Raw genomic sequence first — 17,966 nt, forward strand, 5'->3', positions numbered from 1 at the left:
CTAACGGGTTACCACTGAATCTCAAGCAGGGCAGTGTTCAGGCCAGAACCCACACCCATGCACAGAATACGGTCGCCCTTCGTGTAGGTCGGCGCGCACTCGGCGAGAGTCATCGGCAGAGCCGCCGCAGCCACATTGCCCCACTTCGGGAAGGTCAAGGGGATGCGCTCACGCTCAATACCGACCGCCTCAATAATGGCGTTTGTGTGGGCGTTAGAAATCTGATGGGTCACGTAGGAGGTCATATCGTTCCACTCCCAGCCGTCCTGATGCGCCTGCTCCCACGCCTGCGCCACCAGCTCCAGACCGTGCTTGAGCAGGCCCTCAGCGTCAGTGTTCATGCCCTGATCCGCCTCGCCACCGATGCACAGGTTACGGTGCTCAGTGCCCGCGCGGGACACCGAACCGACGATGCGGTGACCCTCCGGGTGGCGGTCAGCACGGCCAATCACAGCCGCCGCCGCGCCCGAACCGAGGGTCAGGGTCGCAAACTGAGCCAGCACATCCTCGCGGGTCGAATCGGGGTTGTTCAGGATGCGCACCGCGGTACGGTGCCACGGGGAGGGGTCCTCGCCAGCGACGATCAGGGCGTAGTCGATAGCGCCCGCATCAATCATGGTGGAGGCGACAGTCATCGCGTTCACAAAGCCCAGGCATGCGTTCGTAATATCGAAGTTCAGGGCGTGACGCGGCAGGTCCAGGCGGTCGTGCACACCCACCGAAACGGCGGGCTCAAAGTTATCGCGAGTCACCGAAGCGTTAATCAGCAGGCCAATCTGGGAACGGTCAATACCCGCCTGTTCGATAGCCTTCTCGGCTGCGGCAACAACGCCGTCCTCGAAGGTCTGGCCCTCAGCCCAACCGCGGCGAGTGCTAATACCGGCTAGACGCTCCAGCAGGCCCTTCGGCATACGCAGACGCTTATAGGTTTGGGCCAGCTGCTCATCGAAGTAGTCGCTCGTGACGACCTCCGGAGGCAGCTCATGGGTAATAGACAGCAGAGCTGCGTTAGCGTGGCGAATGTCAGAGTTTGTGCCGACCTTATCGGCGGATGCATTCATCAATGGTGTGGCCCTTGTAAATAGAAGTCAGTGGGATACAAAGACGGCGGGGATGCGCACAGCGGCCCCGCAGAATTCGTGATGCTCATTCCAATCTACCGCACCGACCGGGCGAACCCGTATCCGTAGACCCAATATGAACGCGCCCGTTCACCCCGCGCGTAAGATGATGCAGAATGAGGAACTTTGAACCCCCTTCACCCCGTGCACGTTCACGCCGCCCGCCCGCCGCACCGCGTACACTAGAGGGATGCCGCCACGTACCACAGAACGTGCCCGGCACACACCAGTTCTTCTGCAGAAAGGCCCCTTGTGCACCTGATGTCTCTGACCCTGCGCGGGTTCAAGTCTTTCGCCTCCGCAACCACTTTTGAGTTCACCCCCGGCATTAATGCGGTGGTCGGCCCCAACGGCTCCGGCAAGTCCAATGTGCTGGATGCGCTCGCCTGGGTTATGGGCGAGCAGGGCGCTAAGAGCCTGCGCGGCGGCAGCATGAAGGACGTTATCTTCGCGGGCTCCGGCGAAGCGGGTTCGGGCGACGGCGCCCAGCGTGCACCCCTGGGCCGCGCCAAAGTCACCCTGACTTTCGATAATTCTGACGGCACCCTCAGCATTCCCGCTGATCGGGTGCAGATTTCGCGCACCATGTTCCGCTCCGGCGGCAGCGAGTACGAGATTAACGGTTCCCCGGCGCGCCTTGCCGACATTCAGGACCTGCTCTCGGAGGCGGGTCTGGGTCAGCAGATGCACGTGCTCGTCGGCCAGGGTCAGCTGGATGCGGTCCTGCACGCCACCGCGCAGCAGCGCCGCGACATGATCGAGCAGGCGGCGGGCGTGGTCAAGTACCGCCGCCGCCAGGAGAAGACCAGCCGCAAGCTGGAATCTGTGGCATCGAACGTTACCCGCCTGAGCGACCTGGTTGCCGAGCTGGATTCGCAGCTGCAGCCGCTGAGCGAGCAGGCAGAATCCGCCGCGACTGCACGCCAGCTGCAGGCGCGCATCCGCCAGCTGGAGGCGGTGCTTTTGGCTCGTCAGCTGGGTGTTCTGCAGGCTGAGCAGGCGCAGGCTCTCGCCTCCGAGGCGGAAGGCACCCGCCGCGCCGAAACCCTGAAAGAACAGTTGGAGGCGGCACGTGCAGCATCCGCGAAGCATCAGCAGGAGCAGAACCGCCTGAACGCGGAGGTCACCGCCTGTCAGAAGGCCGTGTCGACCCTGCGCGAGTCCGCCGCGCGCGTGCGCACCGTGCAGTCCATCGCCGCTGAGCGCGTGCGCACCTACCGCGTGGAACTGACCGAGGCGACCGCCGCCGCCCGCGCCGGATACGAACGCGCCCTGGAACTGCTGGAGGAACGCCGCGAAGAGGCAGAGCGCGCGGTGGAAAGCTACGCCAGCTTTGAGGAGCGCTACGATGCGGCGCTGAAGAACGTTGAGAAGGCGGCGTCCGAGGTGGCGCAGACTGAGCGCGCCTCGGGTGAGGCGGCGCAGTCTCGTGCCCGCGCGCAGGCCCAGCTGGATGCCGCCCGCGCCGCTGCGGTGGAGGCGACCCGCGCCTACGCGGCGGCGGCTGAGCGTGCCGCAACCCTGCGTGAGGCGCTGGGCCAGAGCCTGGGTGAAGCATCCGCCGAACTGGACACTGAATCTGCCGAGGCGGTGTTCGACCCCGAGACCGGTGAGCTCGTGGAGCCTTCGAGCGAGAGCGCGAGCCTGCTGCGCGTGCTGGACGCCGTGCAGATTGACCCCGAGTATGCGCGCGCGGCGTCTGCGGCGCTGACCTCGCTGGCGACCGCGGCGTTGAGCGTGCCGGTTGAGGGCGCCGAGGTGTCGCAGCTACGCGGTGATAAGGGTGATGAAAGCAGCGAATCTGCCGCGAAGGAACTTTCAACAGAACTGCCCAAAACCACCCTGCCCGAATCCTGTGCCACCGAGCTGCGCGAGCTGGGTATCCGCCCCGCCACCGAGATGATTGAACCGCTCAGCGAGGACGCCGCCGCGCTCGCCGGCATCGACGAGCACGCCCTGGCGCGCGTCACCGCGGCGCTGGGTGAGCGCCTGGCGGGTGTGCTGTTCGCGCCGGATGCCGCCGCCGCAGAGCAAGCCCTGCACCTGCTCGCAGAGAGTACCCTCGCAGGTCAGCGCACTATGTGGCGTATTTTTGACCCCGCAGGCACCGAGCACACCCGCTACAGCCTGCTCTACCCGGCTGAGGGTGCCAGCCCCCTGGAACTTGCCGCCGCATACCGCGCCGCCTCCCAGGTCGTGACCCTCACCCGCGCCGAACTGGACGAAGCCGAACAGACCGTTCAGCAGGCTCAGACCGCGGCAGAATCGGCGGTCGAAGCAGAACGCGAGGCAGCGAAGGCAGCGGGCGTGGCGAGCGCCGAGCATGCCCGCGCCCGCGCCCAGGCGGAGTCCCTGGAAGCCTCCGCGCAGAACATTCAGAATGAGCGCGCCCGCCTGAACGAGCGCCTCACCGCCGCGGAGGAGTCCGTAGCCGAAGCGCGCACCGCCTACGAGTCGGCGCGCACCCGCGAGGATTCCTACCTGGCGGGCACGGGGGAGCAGGCTCCCGCGGCGACAATTGAGCGCCGCGCCCAGCGTTTGGGTGAGGTGCTTGCCGAGCAGGTGGGCGAGGGTGAGCAGCAGCTGCACGAGCTGAGCGGCGCCCTGAAGAACGCCCAGGAGGGCTTGACCAGCACAAATGATGAGGTGCAGGATTTGCAGGCGGCGCACGCGGCGGCGCTGACCCTGCTGGCGCGCACCCAGACGGAGGCGGCACGCGTGCAGGAGCGTGTGCAGGCGCTGGCTGAGCGTGCCCGCCTGGTGACCGGTTTGACCCTGGAGCAGCTGGAGGAGGAATACTCCGAACAGCTGCCGGTTGACGTGCCCGCAGATGAGGCTTCCGAAAACACCGCTTCCGAAAATACTGCTACCGAAACGGCATCAGAGACTACCGAAGCCTCCACCGAGAGCGTGCGCGCTCGCCTCAAGGCAACCCGCGCCGAATTGGAGGCGCTGGGCGCCATTAACCCGCTGGCGCTGGAGGAGTACGAGGCGCTGTCTGAACGCCACGCCTACCTGAACCAGCAGATTGAGGATTTGAAGGCGACCCGCCGCGACCTGAACACGGTCATGGACGAGGTTAGCAGTCACATTGCGGAGGTGTTCACCGCCGCAATGGAGGACATTAACACCCACTACCGCCGCATCTTTGAGACCCTGTTCCCGGGAGGCGAGGGCCACCTTGAGCTGGACGACCCGTCCGATCCGCTGAATTCGGGTGTGGAGATTCACGCGCGCCCGGCGGGTAAGAAGGTTAAGCGCCTGTCGCTGCTTTCCGGAGGTGAGCGTTCGCTCGCTTCGCTGGCGCTGTTGATTGCGATTTATATGTCTCGCCCGTCGCCGTTCTACGCCCTCGATGAGGTTGAGGCGGCGCTGGATGACCGCAACCTCTCGCGCCTGCTGCAGGTAATTGGTGAGTTGGGGGAGCGTTCGCAGCTGATTGTGGTGACGCATCAGAAGCGCACGATGCAGATTGCGGAGACCTTGTACGGGGTGTCGATGCGCGGTGGTGTGTCGATGGTGCTTTCTCAGCAGATGGAGGAGTTGCGCGAGCTGCTGTAGCCCGCCGCGTGCCCACCCCGGCGAACGTCACATGTCCTAGGAATGGTCATGTGCACCCCGGGGTACTGTTCACTGCCCGTGCCCGGGTACTATAGGGGGATATGTGCGAACACCGCCCACCTATTCGCGGTTGGCGTGGTGTTTCGCTGTGATCAGGCCTGATGCCCCGCCCTACCCGCGGTGCGCATCCGGCGGCAACCATCCAGGGAAGGAATAGTGATGAGCGAGAACCTGGCAGATGCTTTCCTCAACGGCGAGTCGTTGAAGAATGCCCCCGGCCCCTATTTTGGTGAGTACGGCGGGCGGTGGATGCCCGAGTCGCTGATTGCCGCCATGGATGAGCTGGAGGCAACCTTTAATGAGGCGAAGAACGACCCCGAGTTCATTGCCGAGTTCCAGCGTCTTTCTGCTGAGTATTCGAACCGTCCGTCGCTGCTGACTGAGGTTCCGAAGTTCTCTGAGCATGCTGGTGCGCGTGTGTTCCTCAAGCGTGAGGACCTGAATCACACGGGTAGCCACAAGATTAATAACGTGATTGGTCAGGCTCTGCTGGCTAAGCGCATGGGTAAGACCCGCCTGATTGCTGAGACCGGTGCGGGTCAGCACGGTGTTGCGACTGCGACCGCTGCGGCCCTGTTCGGCATGGAGTGCGTGGTCTACATGGGCGAGGAAGACACCGAGCGTCAGTCGCTGAACGTGGCTCGTATGCAGCTGCTGGGCGCGAAGGTGATTGCGGTTCAGAACGGTTCCCGCACCCTGAAGGACGCCATTAATGAGGCGCTGCGCGACTGGGTTTCGAACGTTGAGAACACCCACTACCTGCTGGGTACCGCTGCGGGTGCGCACCCGTTCCCGGCGATGGTGCGTTTCTTCCACGACGCTATTGGTTCTGAGGCGCGCGAGCAGATTCTGGCTGAGACCGGCCGCCTGCCCGATGGTATTGCTGCCTGCGTGGGTGGCGGTTCGAACGCGATCGGTCTGTTCCACGCGTTCTTGGACGATGCAACGGTTGAGATTTACGGTTTTGAGGCTGGCGGCGACGGCGTGGAGACCGGCCGTCACGCGGCGACCATTACTCTGGGCCGCCCGGGCATGCTGCACGGCGCGATGACCTACCTGATGCAGGACGAGGACGGACAGACCATTGAGTCCCACTCGATTTCGGCTGGTCTGGACTACCCTGGCGTGGGTCCGGAGCACTCCTACCTGTCCGATATTGGTCGCGTGACCTACGAGCCGGTGACTGACACCGAGGCGATGGACGCTCTGCGTCTGCTCTGCCGCACCGAGGGTATTATCCCGGCGATTGAGTCCTCGCACGCCCTTGCCGGTGCGCTGCGCGTGTGCCAGCGTTGGGCTGCTGAGGATCCGGAGGCGGCACGTGAGAAGACGATGATTGTCTGCCTGTCGGGTCGTGGCGATAAGGACATGGAGACCGCGCTGAAGTGGTTCGGTCTGGGTAAGGCGATTCCGTCCTCGACCCTGATGACCGGTAATAAGGAAGCTGCCGCATCCGCTGCACAGAACGCACAGGCTGAAAGTGAGGCTAAGTAATGAGCTACCAGGACGCTATTTCTCAGGCGGCACCTTTTACGGTGCTGGATGGTTCTTTCCCCGCTCCGAATGCGCAGTCGCCTCTGGCGGCTCGTCTGGCTGAGTGCGAGAAGCAGGGCCGTGCGGCGCTGATTGGCTACCTGCCGGTGGGCTTCCCGACCCTGGACGAGTCGATTGACGCGGCGATTGCTCTGGGCAATAACGGCGCGGACATTATTGAGCTGGGCGTGCCTTATTCTGATCCGGTCATGGATGGCCCGGTGATTCAGAAGGCTACCGGCGTGGCGCTGGAGAACGGTTTCAAGCTTCCTCAGCTGTTTGAGGCGGTCCGCCGCATTACCGAGGCGACCGACGCGGTGGTTGTCGTGATGACGTACTGGAACCCGGTTCTGGCGTACGGTGTGAAGAATTTTGCGCGTGATTTGGCGGCTGCCGGCGGTGCGGGCATGATTACCCCGGACCTGGTGCCTGATGAGGCGTCGTCGTGGTTTGAAGCTTCTGATGAGTACGGTCTGGACCGTATTTTCTTGGCTGCTCTGTCTTCTTCGCCGGAGCGTCTGGCGACTATTGCGAAGGCGTCGAGCGGCTTCGTGTACGCCGTGTCGGTGATGGGCGTGACCGGTGCCCGCACCTCCGTGTCGGAGGCGGCTCGCACCCTGGTTGCGGACATTAAGGCTGCCGGTGCGCCTCGTGCGTGCGTGGGTCTGGGCGTTTCGACTCGTGCCCACGTTGAGGAGATTGGCGAGTATGCGGACGGCGTGATTGTCGGTACTGCGCTAGTGAAGGCTTTGGCTTCTGGCGGTGTTGAGGCGGTGGCTAAGCTGACCCGTGAGCTGGCGGGGCGTGAAGGCTAATGTCTGATGTGCTGTCGCTGGCGAGCGTGCCGGTAGCTAACGTGCTGGCTTCGATTCCGCTGGGTTCGATTCCTTCGCCGAGCGTTTCGTACCTGCAGCTGGGTCCGTTCCGTGTGCATTTCTATGCCCTGTGTATTCTTGCGGGTATGGCGGTGTGCTTGTGGCTGGGTTCTCGCCGTTGGAAGGCGGCGGGTGGTACCCCTGAGCGCGTTTTTGACGTGGCGATGTGGGCTATTCCGGCGGGTATTATTGGTGCCCGCGCCTACCATGTGCTGATTACTGACCCGGGTAGCTATTTCGGTCCGAATGTTGCTGATCCGTGGGCTTTCCTGAAGATTTGGGAGGGCGGCATCGGCATTATGGGTGCCGTGTCGGTTGGTGCGTTGGGCGCCTGGTATGGTTGCCGCCGCTATGGCATGAATTTCCCTGCTTTTGCGGATGCGGTAGCGCCGGGTATTCTGCTGGCTCAGGCGTTTGGCCGCTGGGGTAACTGGTTCAACCAGGAGCTGTTCGGCAAGCCGACGACTCTGCCGTGGGGCTTGGAGATTAGCGCGTCGAGCGGTAATTTTCCGTCGCAGTATCCGGCGGGTACGCTGTTCCATCCGACGTTCCTGTACGAGTCGCTGTGGAACCTGCTGGGTGTGGCGTTGCTGCTGTGGCTGGGCCGTAAGGGCGTGCTGAAGCTGGGTCAGACCCTGTGGCTGTACGTGTTCTACTACGGTGTGGGTCGCCTCTTCATTGAGATGTTCTTGCGTATTGATACCTCGGAGATGCTCTGGGGCGTTCGTATTCACGTGTGGACTGCTCTGCTGCTGGTTCTGCTGGGTGCTGCTGGTTTTGTGGTGGCTGGTCGTCGTGCTGCGGCGAAGGCTGCTGCAGGTATTGAGCCGGCTCCGGCGGAGTTCGCTCCGAAGCCTGCCGCAGATGAGTCTGTAGAGGGCGCTGAGGAGAAGGCATCCGAGAAGGCATCCGAGAAGGCATCTGAGAAGGCAGAGCCCGCCGAGGATTCTGACTCTTCTGAGTCTTCGACGAAGGGCTCCTAGCTGACAAAGGGCTCCTAGCTTTCATCTTCTAGCTCCATCTAAATTTCATAGAAAAACCGCCGGATGGGGGAGTGCCCCCGTCCGGCGGTTTTTTATGCCCGCTATTTGTGCTTGCTGTCTGCTTCTTGCTGGTGGATGTTCTCATGGTGGCATGCGCCGGGACCCTGTACGGATTTGGGCTGTTGAGAAGGCATAATAGAGGTATTGCGTGTGGCGGGCACCCGCGTAAGGGGCATGAGGCTCCGTGTAAGGAGTATGAGGCTCTTTGAGTGCCCGTCGCGTCTGCGTTTAGAAACACCCACTCAACGTACAGGATTTTTATCGTGAGCTCTTCTGCCGGCGATTCTTCGCGCCCCGTTTCTCCTTCTTCTCGTCCGGGTCTGACCCGTCGTCGTCTTGTGGCTGGTGCGGCGTGGGCTGCCCCGGTTGTTGTGGCGTCGTCGGTGATTCCGGCGTATGCGGCTTCTGATGAGGAAGGCGAGTGCACCGGACCTTACGAGGATTCGACGATGATCACTGCCGGTGACGGCGTAAAGAAGGTTGCCGTGCTGACGGTTCCTGCGGGCGCTAAGCGTATGCGTTTTACCGCTGTGGGCGGTGCCGGTGGCACGAACTACACTGTGGCTGATGCCGGTTCCGGTGCCATGGTGGAGGGTTCTATGGCTGTGCGCGGCGGCCAGACTATTACTCTGACTGCCGGTTCGGGTGGTATCGGTAATGGTGAGCTGAAGCCCGCTGAGGGCGGCGACGGCTACGGTGTGGGCGGCTCCTCGAAGGCTTCTTCGCCGGTTCCCGCGAATGTTGTTTCTGCGATTAATGCTTTGACCCGCATTTCTGGCGGTGTGACCGGTCGCGGCGGCATGAGCGCTGTGCTGTATTCGGCGTCCGGCGGTGGTTCGTCCGCTATTGAGGTGGATGGCGTGCCGATGATTGTTGCCGGCGGCGGCGGCGGTGCCGGTGTGCTGGCGTCGTATGCGACGGTTCTGCCGAACCCCGCGAATGCGGGTGCTGTGCGCCCAACTGCGCACTATTCGCTTGATAGCTCCGGTGGCGAGCACCAGTTCAGCACCGGTGGTGGCGCTGGTTCGGGTGACGGCGACGGTTCGCCCGGTTTTGTTGGTTTCACCTCGTATGAGGCGCAGTCTGAGCCGATTCTGACGGTGAACCCGGGTTCGGGTGCCGCCGGTGGTGTGGGCGGTGCTGGCGGTGAGAAGCTGAACCCGCCGACTGTTGATGGTTCGGTGATTGGTTTTTCGAGCACCTCCACCCAGAAGCTGGTGAGCACTGCGACTGCCGGTGCGGCGGGTGCGAGCGGTTTCCGCGCGAAGGGCGCCGATGGTGTGGCGAGCTATTCGTACCAGTGGGATCAGACTCCGGAGGGTACCGATAACCGCCCGTCGAACGCTGGCGAGCTGTTTAACGGCTACCAGTCTGTGGTTTCTGGAGGCGGTGGCGCCGGTTATGGCGGCGGCGGCTCCGGTGCTGCGTTGAGCGTTTCGGCTCGTGTGGTGTCGCAGAAGTGGAATAACGATTCGGCTCGTGCCCGCTATGCGGTGGGTTCGGTGCAGCTGGCTGGCGGTGGCGCTGGCGGCGGTACGTTCATGGATTCTACGGTGCGCATCATGGATCTGGGGTGGGCGTTGAACGCTCCGAATGGTCCGGGTGAGCGCGGCGCTGGCTATATTGAGGTTGCTTTCTGCTTCTAGGCAGCTAAGTCTCATCGGTTAAGAGTTCCTATAAGCCTGTAGGAATCGTATAGGTGTAGATTGAACCCTTTCTTTAGGGTGGTATGCGCCTCAAACTTAATATTTAAATTTTTTCTGAGTGCCTCCCAAACCGCTTATTTGGGAGGCATTCTCATCTTCTGTGTTGTTTCGTCATAGCGTCATATCAACCTTTGGCGGTTTAGCGCATTGGTCGGAATAGACCTTATCGAAAGATCATCCTTGCTCGTGAGAATGCCTCTATCTAACCCCTCTGTCATATTCGGGGAAGGTCCTTTAGATTGGGGGCTCCTCATTTTACGGTGGAAATGTAAAGAATACGCGCGCTCACCCCGCTAGGTTGCACAGCGCAGATTACAGATTGCGGTTTGAGCGCGACCACCGATGACTAAGGAGTTTAGATCATGTGCAAGGAAACCATGAAGGCTGTTGTTGTCCCTGAGAAGGTTGACGGTTCGGTTGTTGTCCGTGAGGTTCCCGTTCCGGCTGTCGGTCACGGCCAGGCGCTCGTGAAGATTGAGTACTCGGGCGTGTGCCACACTGACCTGCACGTGGCTTCCGGTGACTTCGGTGAGGTTCCGGGTCGTATTCTGGGCCACGAAGGCATTGGTCGTGTCGTCAAGGTCGGTGAGGGTGTTGAGTCCCTGAAGGAAGGCGATCGCGTGTCGGTGGCTTGGTTCTTCGAGGGCTGCGGCCACTGTGAGTACTGCACCTCGGGCCGTGAGACCCTGTGCCGTTCGGTGAAGAATGCAGGCTACTCGGTCGATGGCGGCATGAGTGAGTACACTCTGGTGACCGCTGATTACGCTGTGAAGGTTCCCGAGGGTCTTGACCCGGCACAGGCAAGCTCCATTACCTGCGCTGGTGTGACCACCTACAAGGCAATCAAGGAGTCGCTGGTTCGCCCGGGTCAGTGGCTGGTTGCTTACGGCGCTGGCGGTCTGGGTAACCTGGCTGTTCAGTACGCTAAGAAGGTTTTCGGCGCCAAGGTTATTGCTGTTGATATCAACGACGACAAGCTGGCTCTGGCTCGTGAGACCGGTGCTGATCACGTCATCAACGGCCGTGAGGTTGAGGATGTTCCGGCTCGTATTCGCGAGCTGACCGGCGGCGGCGCTCACGCTGCTGTGGTGACCGCGGTGTCGAAGGTTGCGTTCAACCAGGCTGTTGAGTCGGTTCGCGCAGGCGGTTCCGTGGTGGCTGTTGGCCTGCCTTCGGAGATGATGGAGCTGTCCATTGTGAAGATTATTCTGGACGGCATCCGCGTGGTGGGCTCCCTGGTGGGTACCCGTCAGGATCTGGCGGAGGCGTTCCAGTTCGGTGCTGACGGCATCGTGGTTCCGGTGGTTCAGTTGCGTGAGGTTGACGAGGCACCGGCTGTCTTCGAGGAAATGGCGGCGGGTAAGATTACCGGCCGTATGGTTCTGGACTTCGCTAGCCTCTAAGCTAGCGGATGGTTCGAGGCGCCCGGTAGGGCTTCAAGATCTCACTCGGCTGGGGTCTTGCCGGTAGTTTCGATGGTTATAGCGCCTAGGGCGCATCCCGTGTGGCGGGGGAGTAGGGGTACTCTTTCTGCTGTGCATACGACGCGGGGTGCGTCCTAGTGTTTTTAATGCGGCGTTTTAGGGCTCCGGGTTGTTGAGAGTCGTTATCGTGAGGAGCCGAATTCCTCTGTGAGTACTAGGCACCTAAACGTAATATATGTGGGAATTTATTTTTGAAATATCCGGTGGATTATCTCAAAATTCTCACTAAATTAGTTCAATATAGCATTTTGTTTGACATCTATAGGCCTCAAAATGCATACTTGTATTGTAAACATTCAACCACTGGTTGAGGCGTAATATTTGCCGAAGAGATAGGTTTCGCGTGCGCCTACACCTACCCTAGATGTAACGGGATATGACGTGTGAAGGTTTCGGCCCTCCTAGATATCGATTCCTTCTCCCGGAACGCCATACCCGGGTGAATTTCAGCATCTTCGTACCGTGCCGTTATTCACCGTTGAGTCCTTACTTCCGGTCAGGCGCCCCTCTAGACACCTTCGGGGTGAGGTCTCACAAGATTAGTGTGGGCCCCACGGACATAGTCAATGGGGACTATGTCCGCCACACTAATCCGGGGCTTTTAGGACATTGCATGACTTCGAGGCGGCACACCCGCCACGCTATAAATTTACCTGCCGGCACGGGTAACATAGCCGGGTTCTCTACTCACTCGGTAACCCACCCGCTGCAGAACGCATCTTGATTTTTGTGTTGTTCAGAAGATGCTTCCTGTAGCAAAAGAACGAGGGGCACCTCTGCCAGGTGCCCCTCGTTTTTATATGCACGTTGTAGTGTTTATTAGCTGCCGTGCTGTTGAGTAGATTCCACGCTGTTTAGTAGATTCCACGCTGTTTAGTAGATTCCACGCTGCGCGGTCCAGCGGATCGTGCCGCGCTCAAAGTCCATGTAGTACACGCCGTTCACGTAGGATTCGTCACCGCGTGCCGCACCGTAACGGGCGGTATTCTTCTCCCAGTGCTTGAAGATTGCGCCGTTACCGTTGGTCTCGTACGCACCGTACGCATCCGACCAGAGCAGCACCTTGCCGGAGGCGAATCGCACCTGAGCACCCGTGGAGGTGGCGGTTTCGTCGGTCACCGGGGCACCCCAGGTGCCGCGGTGCTGCAGGAAGCGGTGGTAGAACGCGCCGCCAGTGTGCATGCGGTGGGTGCCGGTCCGTGCGGACCACACGTAGGTGGTGCTGCCTGTGAACTCCTGCTTGATGAGGCCGTTGCCCAGGTTCTGCTCATCGGTGGTGGGCACACCCCTCATGCCAGCTGCACGCCAGGTCGCGTAGATGGAGCCGCGCTCGTTGATAATGTGGGTGCCGTAGGCGTTGGACCAGTAGGCGCCCTCACCGTTGGCGAAGGATACCGCGATGGTGTCGGAGCGGGTTTCCTCGTTGGTGGTCAGACCGCGGAATCGTGCCACGTCCGAGCGGAACTTATGATCCAGGCCGCCGTTGGTGACCAGCCAGTGCGAGCCGTGGGAGTTCGTCCAGTAGATGGTCTTGCCGTTGGTGAACTTCTGCGCGTACACGCCGTTGCCGAGGGTGTATTCGGTGCCGATTGGGTTGCCGTAGAAGGAACGATTCTTATTCCAGAAGTTACCGATGCCGGTGCGAATATCAATGGAGCCGGTTGCGGTGGTCACCACGTTCGAATCCTGTGCCGCGCGGTCTTCTGCCGCACGGTCCTCAACTGCGCGGTCCTGGCCGTTCGACCAGTTGCGGTGCACAGCCTTCGGGTTCTTCGCCAGAACCTTCAGATCGTTCACGGTGCCGGGGAAGAAGTTCGAATCACCCACGAACGGGCCCGAATCGGTGAACTGCCAAATGTCGTAGCCGCTCCAACCCGCCGGAATTGCACCGACCACGGTTGAGTAGCTCGCCAGGTGCAGTGGCAGAGCGCCGAACTGCTGCGAACCCACGCACTGCGACCACCAGGAGGTTGCGGTGTACACCATCGGGGCGCGACCGGTCAGCGAACGGTAGGTGTCCACGAAGTCGCGGGTCCAAGCGGTCAGCTGCGCCGGGGTCATGTTGTAGCAGGTGTTGCCGTAGGCGGGGTAGGGGTTGAACTCGATGTCCAGCAGGCCGGGCAGGGTCTTGCCGTCGGCAGTCCACGCGCCACCATTCTGCACGAAGTAGCGTGCCTGATCGGCGCCCGAGGAGGTGCGGGGGTTTGCGAAGTGGTAGGCGCCGCGCACCATGCCGACCTGTGCCGAACCGTTGTACTGCTGACCGAAGTAGGGGTTGGTGTAGTAGCCGCCCTCGGTTGCCTTCACGTAGGCGAAGCGGGAACCTGCGGCGTAGGCGCTCGCCCAGTCCACGTTCTGCTGGTGCGAGGAGACATCCATGCCGAGGGTGCCGCCGCTCGGGGTCCATGCGGAGCGGCCCTGTGCCAGCGCTTGACCGGGTGCCAGTGCCTGACCGGCTGCCGGAGCTCGACCAGCTCCCAGACCCTGCGCGGAGCTTTGGGTTGCGGAAATACCGCTCAGAGTTGCGGTAGAAGCGGGGGAGGTGGCTCCGGTGCGTGCGTTCGCGGTGCCCAGTCGTTCGCGCTCGCCCGCACCCATGGCGGGGTTGGAGCGTTCGACCAGGGATGCATCCGGGGCGGGGGCGTAGCTGAGCTCCTCGTAGGATGCGCCGAGGTTGACCTCTGTGGCTGCGCTCGCGCTGGGGGCGGCGAAGGCTGCGGGAACGGAGGTGAGGGATGCGGCGACGAGGGAGAGTGCACCTGCGGACGCCATGATGGAGCGGGCTGCCGCGGAGCGTGCGGCAGTCTGGAGTTTCTTCATAGATTTTGCCTGTGTTTGAGAGGTGGATGTGTCGATGTGGCCCTGTGTGGGGGCTTCTGACACGAGTGAATATGTGGGGTAGTTGAAGTGATGTGTGTGTCGGCTGCCGGGTATGTCAAGCGGCTGACACAGCTAACAGCGTACGGTACCTGCACCGCTGTGCGCAATGATTTGGCATGTCATTCTGGCGGCATATCTTTCGCAGAGTGCACAGTAATTTGGGGTCTTTGGGGGACCTGTTTAGTTTTGCGGCTTGTCGGTGCATTTATGGGCTCAGTTTTTTGCGAAAAATTTTAGGTGGGTGACACGCCGGGGCATTGCGAATTTCATTCTGTGGACTGCTCTGTCGGAGGGGACGCTGCAGGGGCTTTGGCTTGCGGGCATAAGGAAAGGGGTGGGCCGCACACACAAAGACCCACCCCTCATGTTCCGGGTACTGTATCTGGCGCGGCCTCGCACCGGCACCCGGAGTTGCATGGTCGATGCAGGAGAGATGAAGAGTCATCGACCACGTATATGGTGCCTGTTGGCACGTTTATCTCGGCTCTTCCCGCCCGCTCCTTCAGGTTCTGATGTCCGGCTGAAAGAGACGGGTGGGAAGAGGCGAAAGCTTGTGTTTCCCGAAAGGCTTAGAGGAACTTTGCGATGTCCTCGACCAGCGGCTTGAGGGTCTCGCGATCGATGTACTCAGCCTTGCCGGTCTTGTAGCATTCGAGCATCTGCTGAATACCCTCGTTCGGGTGCGGGTTAGCCATGAGCCATGCGCGCACCGGGCCCTTCAGGGCGGTCTTGTGAGCCAGCGAAATCTTGTCGAAGTCGATGCCGCCACGCAGGTGGTAGACGGGGCGACCTTCGGTCAGTTCGGGGGTGTAGCTCTTGGCGACGGCCTTGTCCAGCAGCTTCTTGGAGTATTCACCGGTGAAGGAGACGGTGAAGAATGCGGTGCGGTTCTTCTTGGGCGCAATAATCGGCAGAATCTTCTTGCGAAGTGCCGGTGCGCCGTTGAGGAATCCACCGTAGTCGCTGCCGGCAATGACGAAAGCGTCGAATGCCTCAGCCTGCTCGGGGGTGACCTTGGAGGCGGGGACAGTCTCAACCTCGGGGGCCTGCGGGAGTGCACGCAGATCTTCTGCCAGCCAGGTGGCGTACTGTTCGGTGTAGCCGTAGGTGGAGCCGAAGATAATCAGCACGCGAGTAGTCATCTGTGAACCTTCCAGATATATTTCGCATTTCAAATACTAATTATGGGTTCCAATATAGGCTAGGCGCGCGAAAATGTGAAATCGCCCAGCTTTTGGATGCCCCATCTATCTTCTCATAGCCCACTCTGAGTGTCTCTATGTTTTTGAAATACAATCGAAGGTTCTCGAGTGTGACTAAATATTGCGTAGTGCCCATTTTCTATAGGTAAAAAGCACCCTAATCTACTTTCCGGGCGAGGCGGGGGTGGTGGGGGTGAAAATCGACTTTCTGTGGCGTGTTCGATGGAAGAGGGGTGGCGTTCAAAATGCGACGTGAAACACAATTTCTTCGGTGGAAAGAGTTGGGAGAAGCATACCCAAGAGGGCGCAAAACCCCTATAATTGAGAAAGAGTCCCACGCATCCGGCATGTGGTTACCTGTTAGAACACGTGGGAATAATTGGGAATTTGACATTAGTTCTTCCCCGGAAAATCAGTGTGAGCCCTCAGGGGCCACATGAAACAACACACAAAGGTTAGGTACATGAGGCGCGCAAAAATCGTTGCAACCATCGGTCCGGCAATCGAGTCCCCCGAGAAGATCTCCGAGGCAATCAAGGCTGGCCTGAACGTCGCCCGTCTGAACATGAGCCACGGTGACCACGCCGAGCACCAGGCACGCTACGACACCATCCGTGACCAGTCTGCAAAGCTCGGTAAGGACGTTGCTATCCTCGCCGACCTGCAGGGCCCCAAGATTCGCCTCGAGCGTTTCGCAAACGGCAAGGAATACCTTGAGCCCGGCGCAGACTTCACCATCACCTCCGAAGACGTTGAAGGTACCGCAGAAATCTGTGGCACCACCTACAAGGGCCTGCCCGGCGACGTCAAGCTCGGCGACAAGCTCCTGCTCGACGATGGCAAGATCCGCCTCGAAGCAATTGAGGTTACCCCCACCCGCGTTCGCACCCGCGTGGTCGTCGGCGGTCCCATCTCCAACAACAAGGGCATCAACCTGCCCGGCGCAGCAGTCTCCCTGCCCGCGCTGACCGAGAAGGACGCAAACGACCTGCGCTTCGCACTGAAGATGGGTGCAGACATCATTGCACTCTCCTTCGTCCGTACCGGCGCAGACGTTGACCCCGTCCACAAGATCATGGACGAAGAGGGTATCCGCGTACCCGTCATCGCCAAGATCGAGAAGCCCCAGGCAGTTGAGAACCTGCAGGACATCATCGACAAGTTCGACGGCATCATGGTCGCTCGTGGTGACCTCGGTGTTGAGCTGCCCTTCTCCGAGGTTCCCCTCGTCCAGAAGAAGGCTATCGACATGGCACGCCGCTGGGCAAAGCCTGTCATCGTGGCAACCCAGGTGCTCGAGTCCATGACCGACAACCCCGTCCCCACCCGTGCAGAGGTTTCTGACTGCGCTAACGCAATCCTCGACGGCGCAGACGCTGTGATGCTCTCCGGTGAGACCTCGGTCGGTAAGTACCCGATCCTGACCCTGCAGGCTATGGCTGCAATCGTTCAGGATACCGAAAAGGGCGGCCTGTACCGCGTGCCCGAGCTGGACCGCAAGCCCCGCACCCGCGGTGGCGCAATCACCCGCGCAGCAGTGAACATCGCTGACCAGCTGGACGCAAAGCTCATCGTAACCTTCACCCAGTCCGGTGACTCCGCACGTCGTCTGGCACGTCTGCGTCCCGAGACCCCGATTGTCGCGTTCACCACCAGCTCGAAGGTTCGCTCCTTCCTGTCCATGCTGTGGGGCGTTGACGCTGAGCAGGTTGAGATGATCACCAATCAGGAAGGTCTGTTCCACTTCGTGGACGAGTACCTGCTCAAGAACGGCCTGGCAGAAGCTGGCGACCTGGTCGTCGTTGCTGCCGGCGCTCCCGCAGGCCGGGCAGGTACCACCAACATGGTTCAGGTACACCGCGTCTACGGTGCTGAGGGCGAGCGTGAGGCTCTGCGTCCTTACGAGGAGAACGAGGTCAAGCGCTAAGCCGCTCACCAATCTTTTTCGATGCGTAGCGGGGGATAATCCTCAGCCTGTACGCTCGGTATATAGAACCGCCGCCCGGTCGTGAACTCTCACGGCCGGGCGGCGGTTTTGTGTGTTGGTGTAGTTGCCCCATCTGATGCGCGGGTGGGGTACAAAGGGTATAGAAGCGGATACAGAAAAGCGGCGGGAAAGCTTCAAACTTTCCCGCCGCTTTTGCGTTGGTGCCCGAGGTGGGACTCGAACCCACACTCCGAAGAACCTGATTTTGAGTCAGGCGCGTCTGCCAATTCCGCCACTCGGGCGTATCACGCATTCGTGCGTAACACCTTTAGAATTCTAACCCAGGCTGTCTAGAAAATCTAATCTATCTGACGTGTTGAGCAGGCTGAGGCGGGGCGCGGAACATCTACTGAGGGTTTCTGCTGTGCCTCTATGAGGGGGTAAGTCTGGAACCTGCCGCGCATTTGCTGAGGGGCGCGGGAGGGGACGTTGAGTATAAATCCTGGGCGTAAATCCTGAGCTCAGGGTGAACCGGCGCCACTTATCCACAGGTGGAGGCGGGGGAGAAAGCGCG

General features: G+C 60.9%; 10 protein-coding genes and 1 tRNA gene. 7 read left to right on the forward strand and 4 right to left on the reverse strand.

Going from position 1 to position 17,966, the window contains the following annotated elements; genetic code table 11:
- Window positions 1-8: 8 nt before the first annotated feature.
- Entirely contained in the window at window positions 9-1,061 is a 1,053-nt protein-coding gene (locus HMPREF2894_RS00170) for a 3-oxoacyl-ACP synthase III (protein ID WP_049352453.1), read from the reverse strand.
- A gap of 321 nt (window positions 1,062-1,382) precedes the next feature.
- On the opposite strand from HMPREF2894_RS00170, the gene HMPREF2894_RS00175 reads away from it, so the two are divergent.
- The 6 genes from HMPREF2894_RS00175 to adhP all read left to right on the forward strand — a co-directional run bounded on the left by HMPREF2894_RS00175 (window position 1,383) and on the right by adhP (window position 11,302).
- Complete coding sequence (locus HMPREF2894_RS00175; RefSeq protein WP_083309892.1) at window positions 1,383-4,682, forward strand: chromosome segregation SMC family protein; 3,300 nt, start codon at window positions 1,383-1,385, stop codon at window positions 4,680-4,682.
- Window positions 4,683-4,901: 219 nt separating this feature from the next.
- Window positions 4,902-6,236: a tryptophan synthase subunit beta gene (gene trpB, locus HMPREF2894_RS00180; protein ID WP_070666365.1), complete on the forward strand. Its 1,335-nt coding sequence runs from the start codon at window positions 4,902-4,904 to the stop codon at window positions 6,234-6,236.
- The gene (trpA, locus tag HMPREF2894_RS00185; protein ID WP_012903349.1) at window positions 6,236-7,090 is read left to right on the forward strand and encodes a tryptophan synthase subunit alpha; all 855 of its coding nucleotides are present in this window, start codon (window positions 6,236-6,238) and stop codon (window positions 7,088-7,090) included. Before trpB ends, trpA begins: the two co-directional genes overlap by 1 nt.
- Window positions 7,090-8,133: a prolipoprotein diacylglyceryl transferase gene (lgt, locus tag HMPREF2894_RS00190; protein ID WP_070677277.1), complete on the forward strand. Its 1,044-nt coding sequence runs from the start codon at window positions 7,090-7,092 to the stop codon at window positions 8,131-8,133. Before trpA ends, lgt begins: the two co-directional genes overlap by 1 nt.
- A gap of 323 nt (window positions 8,134-8,456) precedes the next feature.
- The gene (locus HMPREF2894_RS00195) at window positions 8,457-9,839 is read left to right on the forward strand and encodes a phosphoenolpyruvate synthase (RefSeq protein ID WP_070605398.1); all 1,383 of its coding nucleotides are present in this window, start codon (window positions 8,457-8,459) and stop codon (window positions 9,837-9,839) included.
- A gap of 422 nt (window positions 9,840-10,261) precedes the next feature.
- Entirely contained in the window at window positions 10,262-11,302 is a 1,041-nt protein-coding gene (adhP, locus tag HMPREF2894_RS00200) for an alcohol dehydrogenase AdhP (RefSeq protein WP_012903352.1), read from the forward strand.
- A 954-nt stretch (window positions 11,303-12,256) separates the two neighbouring features.
- Here the strand turns inward: adhP and HMPREF2894_RS00205 are convergent.
- Together HMPREF2894_RS00205 and HMPREF2894_RS00210 are read right to left on the reverse strand one after the other, a co-directional pair.
- Window positions 12,257-14,203: a GH25 family lysozyme gene (locus HMPREF2894_RS00205; RefSeq protein ID WP_070677280.1), complete on the reverse strand. Its 1,947-nt coding sequence runs from the start codon at window positions 14,201-14,203 to the stop codon at window positions 12,257-12,259.
- Window positions 14,204-14,832: 629 nt separating this feature from the next.
- Complete coding sequence (locus HMPREF2894_RS00210; RefSeq protein WP_049327782.1) at window positions 14,833-15,405, reverse strand: flavodoxin domain-containing protein; 573 nt, start codon at window positions 15,403-15,405, stop codon at window positions 14,833-14,835.
- A 523-nt stretch (window positions 15,406-15,928) separates the two neighbouring features.
- Here HMPREF2894_RS00210 and pyk point away from each other — a divergent pair.
- Window positions 15,929-17,392, forward strand: a complete 1,464-nt coding sequence (gene pyk, locus HMPREF2894_RS00215; protein ID WP_070677283.1) for a pyruvate kinase — start codon at window positions 15,929-15,931, stop codon at window positions 17,390-17,392.
- Window positions 17,393-17,611: 219 nt separating this feature from the next.
- Here the strand turns inward: pyk and HMPREF2894_RS00220 are convergent.
- Window positions 17,612-17,694 (reverse strand) — tRNA-Leu (locus tag HMPREF2894_RS00220).
- Window positions 17,695-17,966 lie beyond the last annotated feature (272 nt).

The sequence above is a fragment of the Rothia sp. HMSC066G02 genome, from assembly GCF_001813145.1.
Taxonomy (GTDB): Bacteria; Actinomycetota; Actinomycetes; order Actinomycetales; family Micrococcaceae; genus Rothia.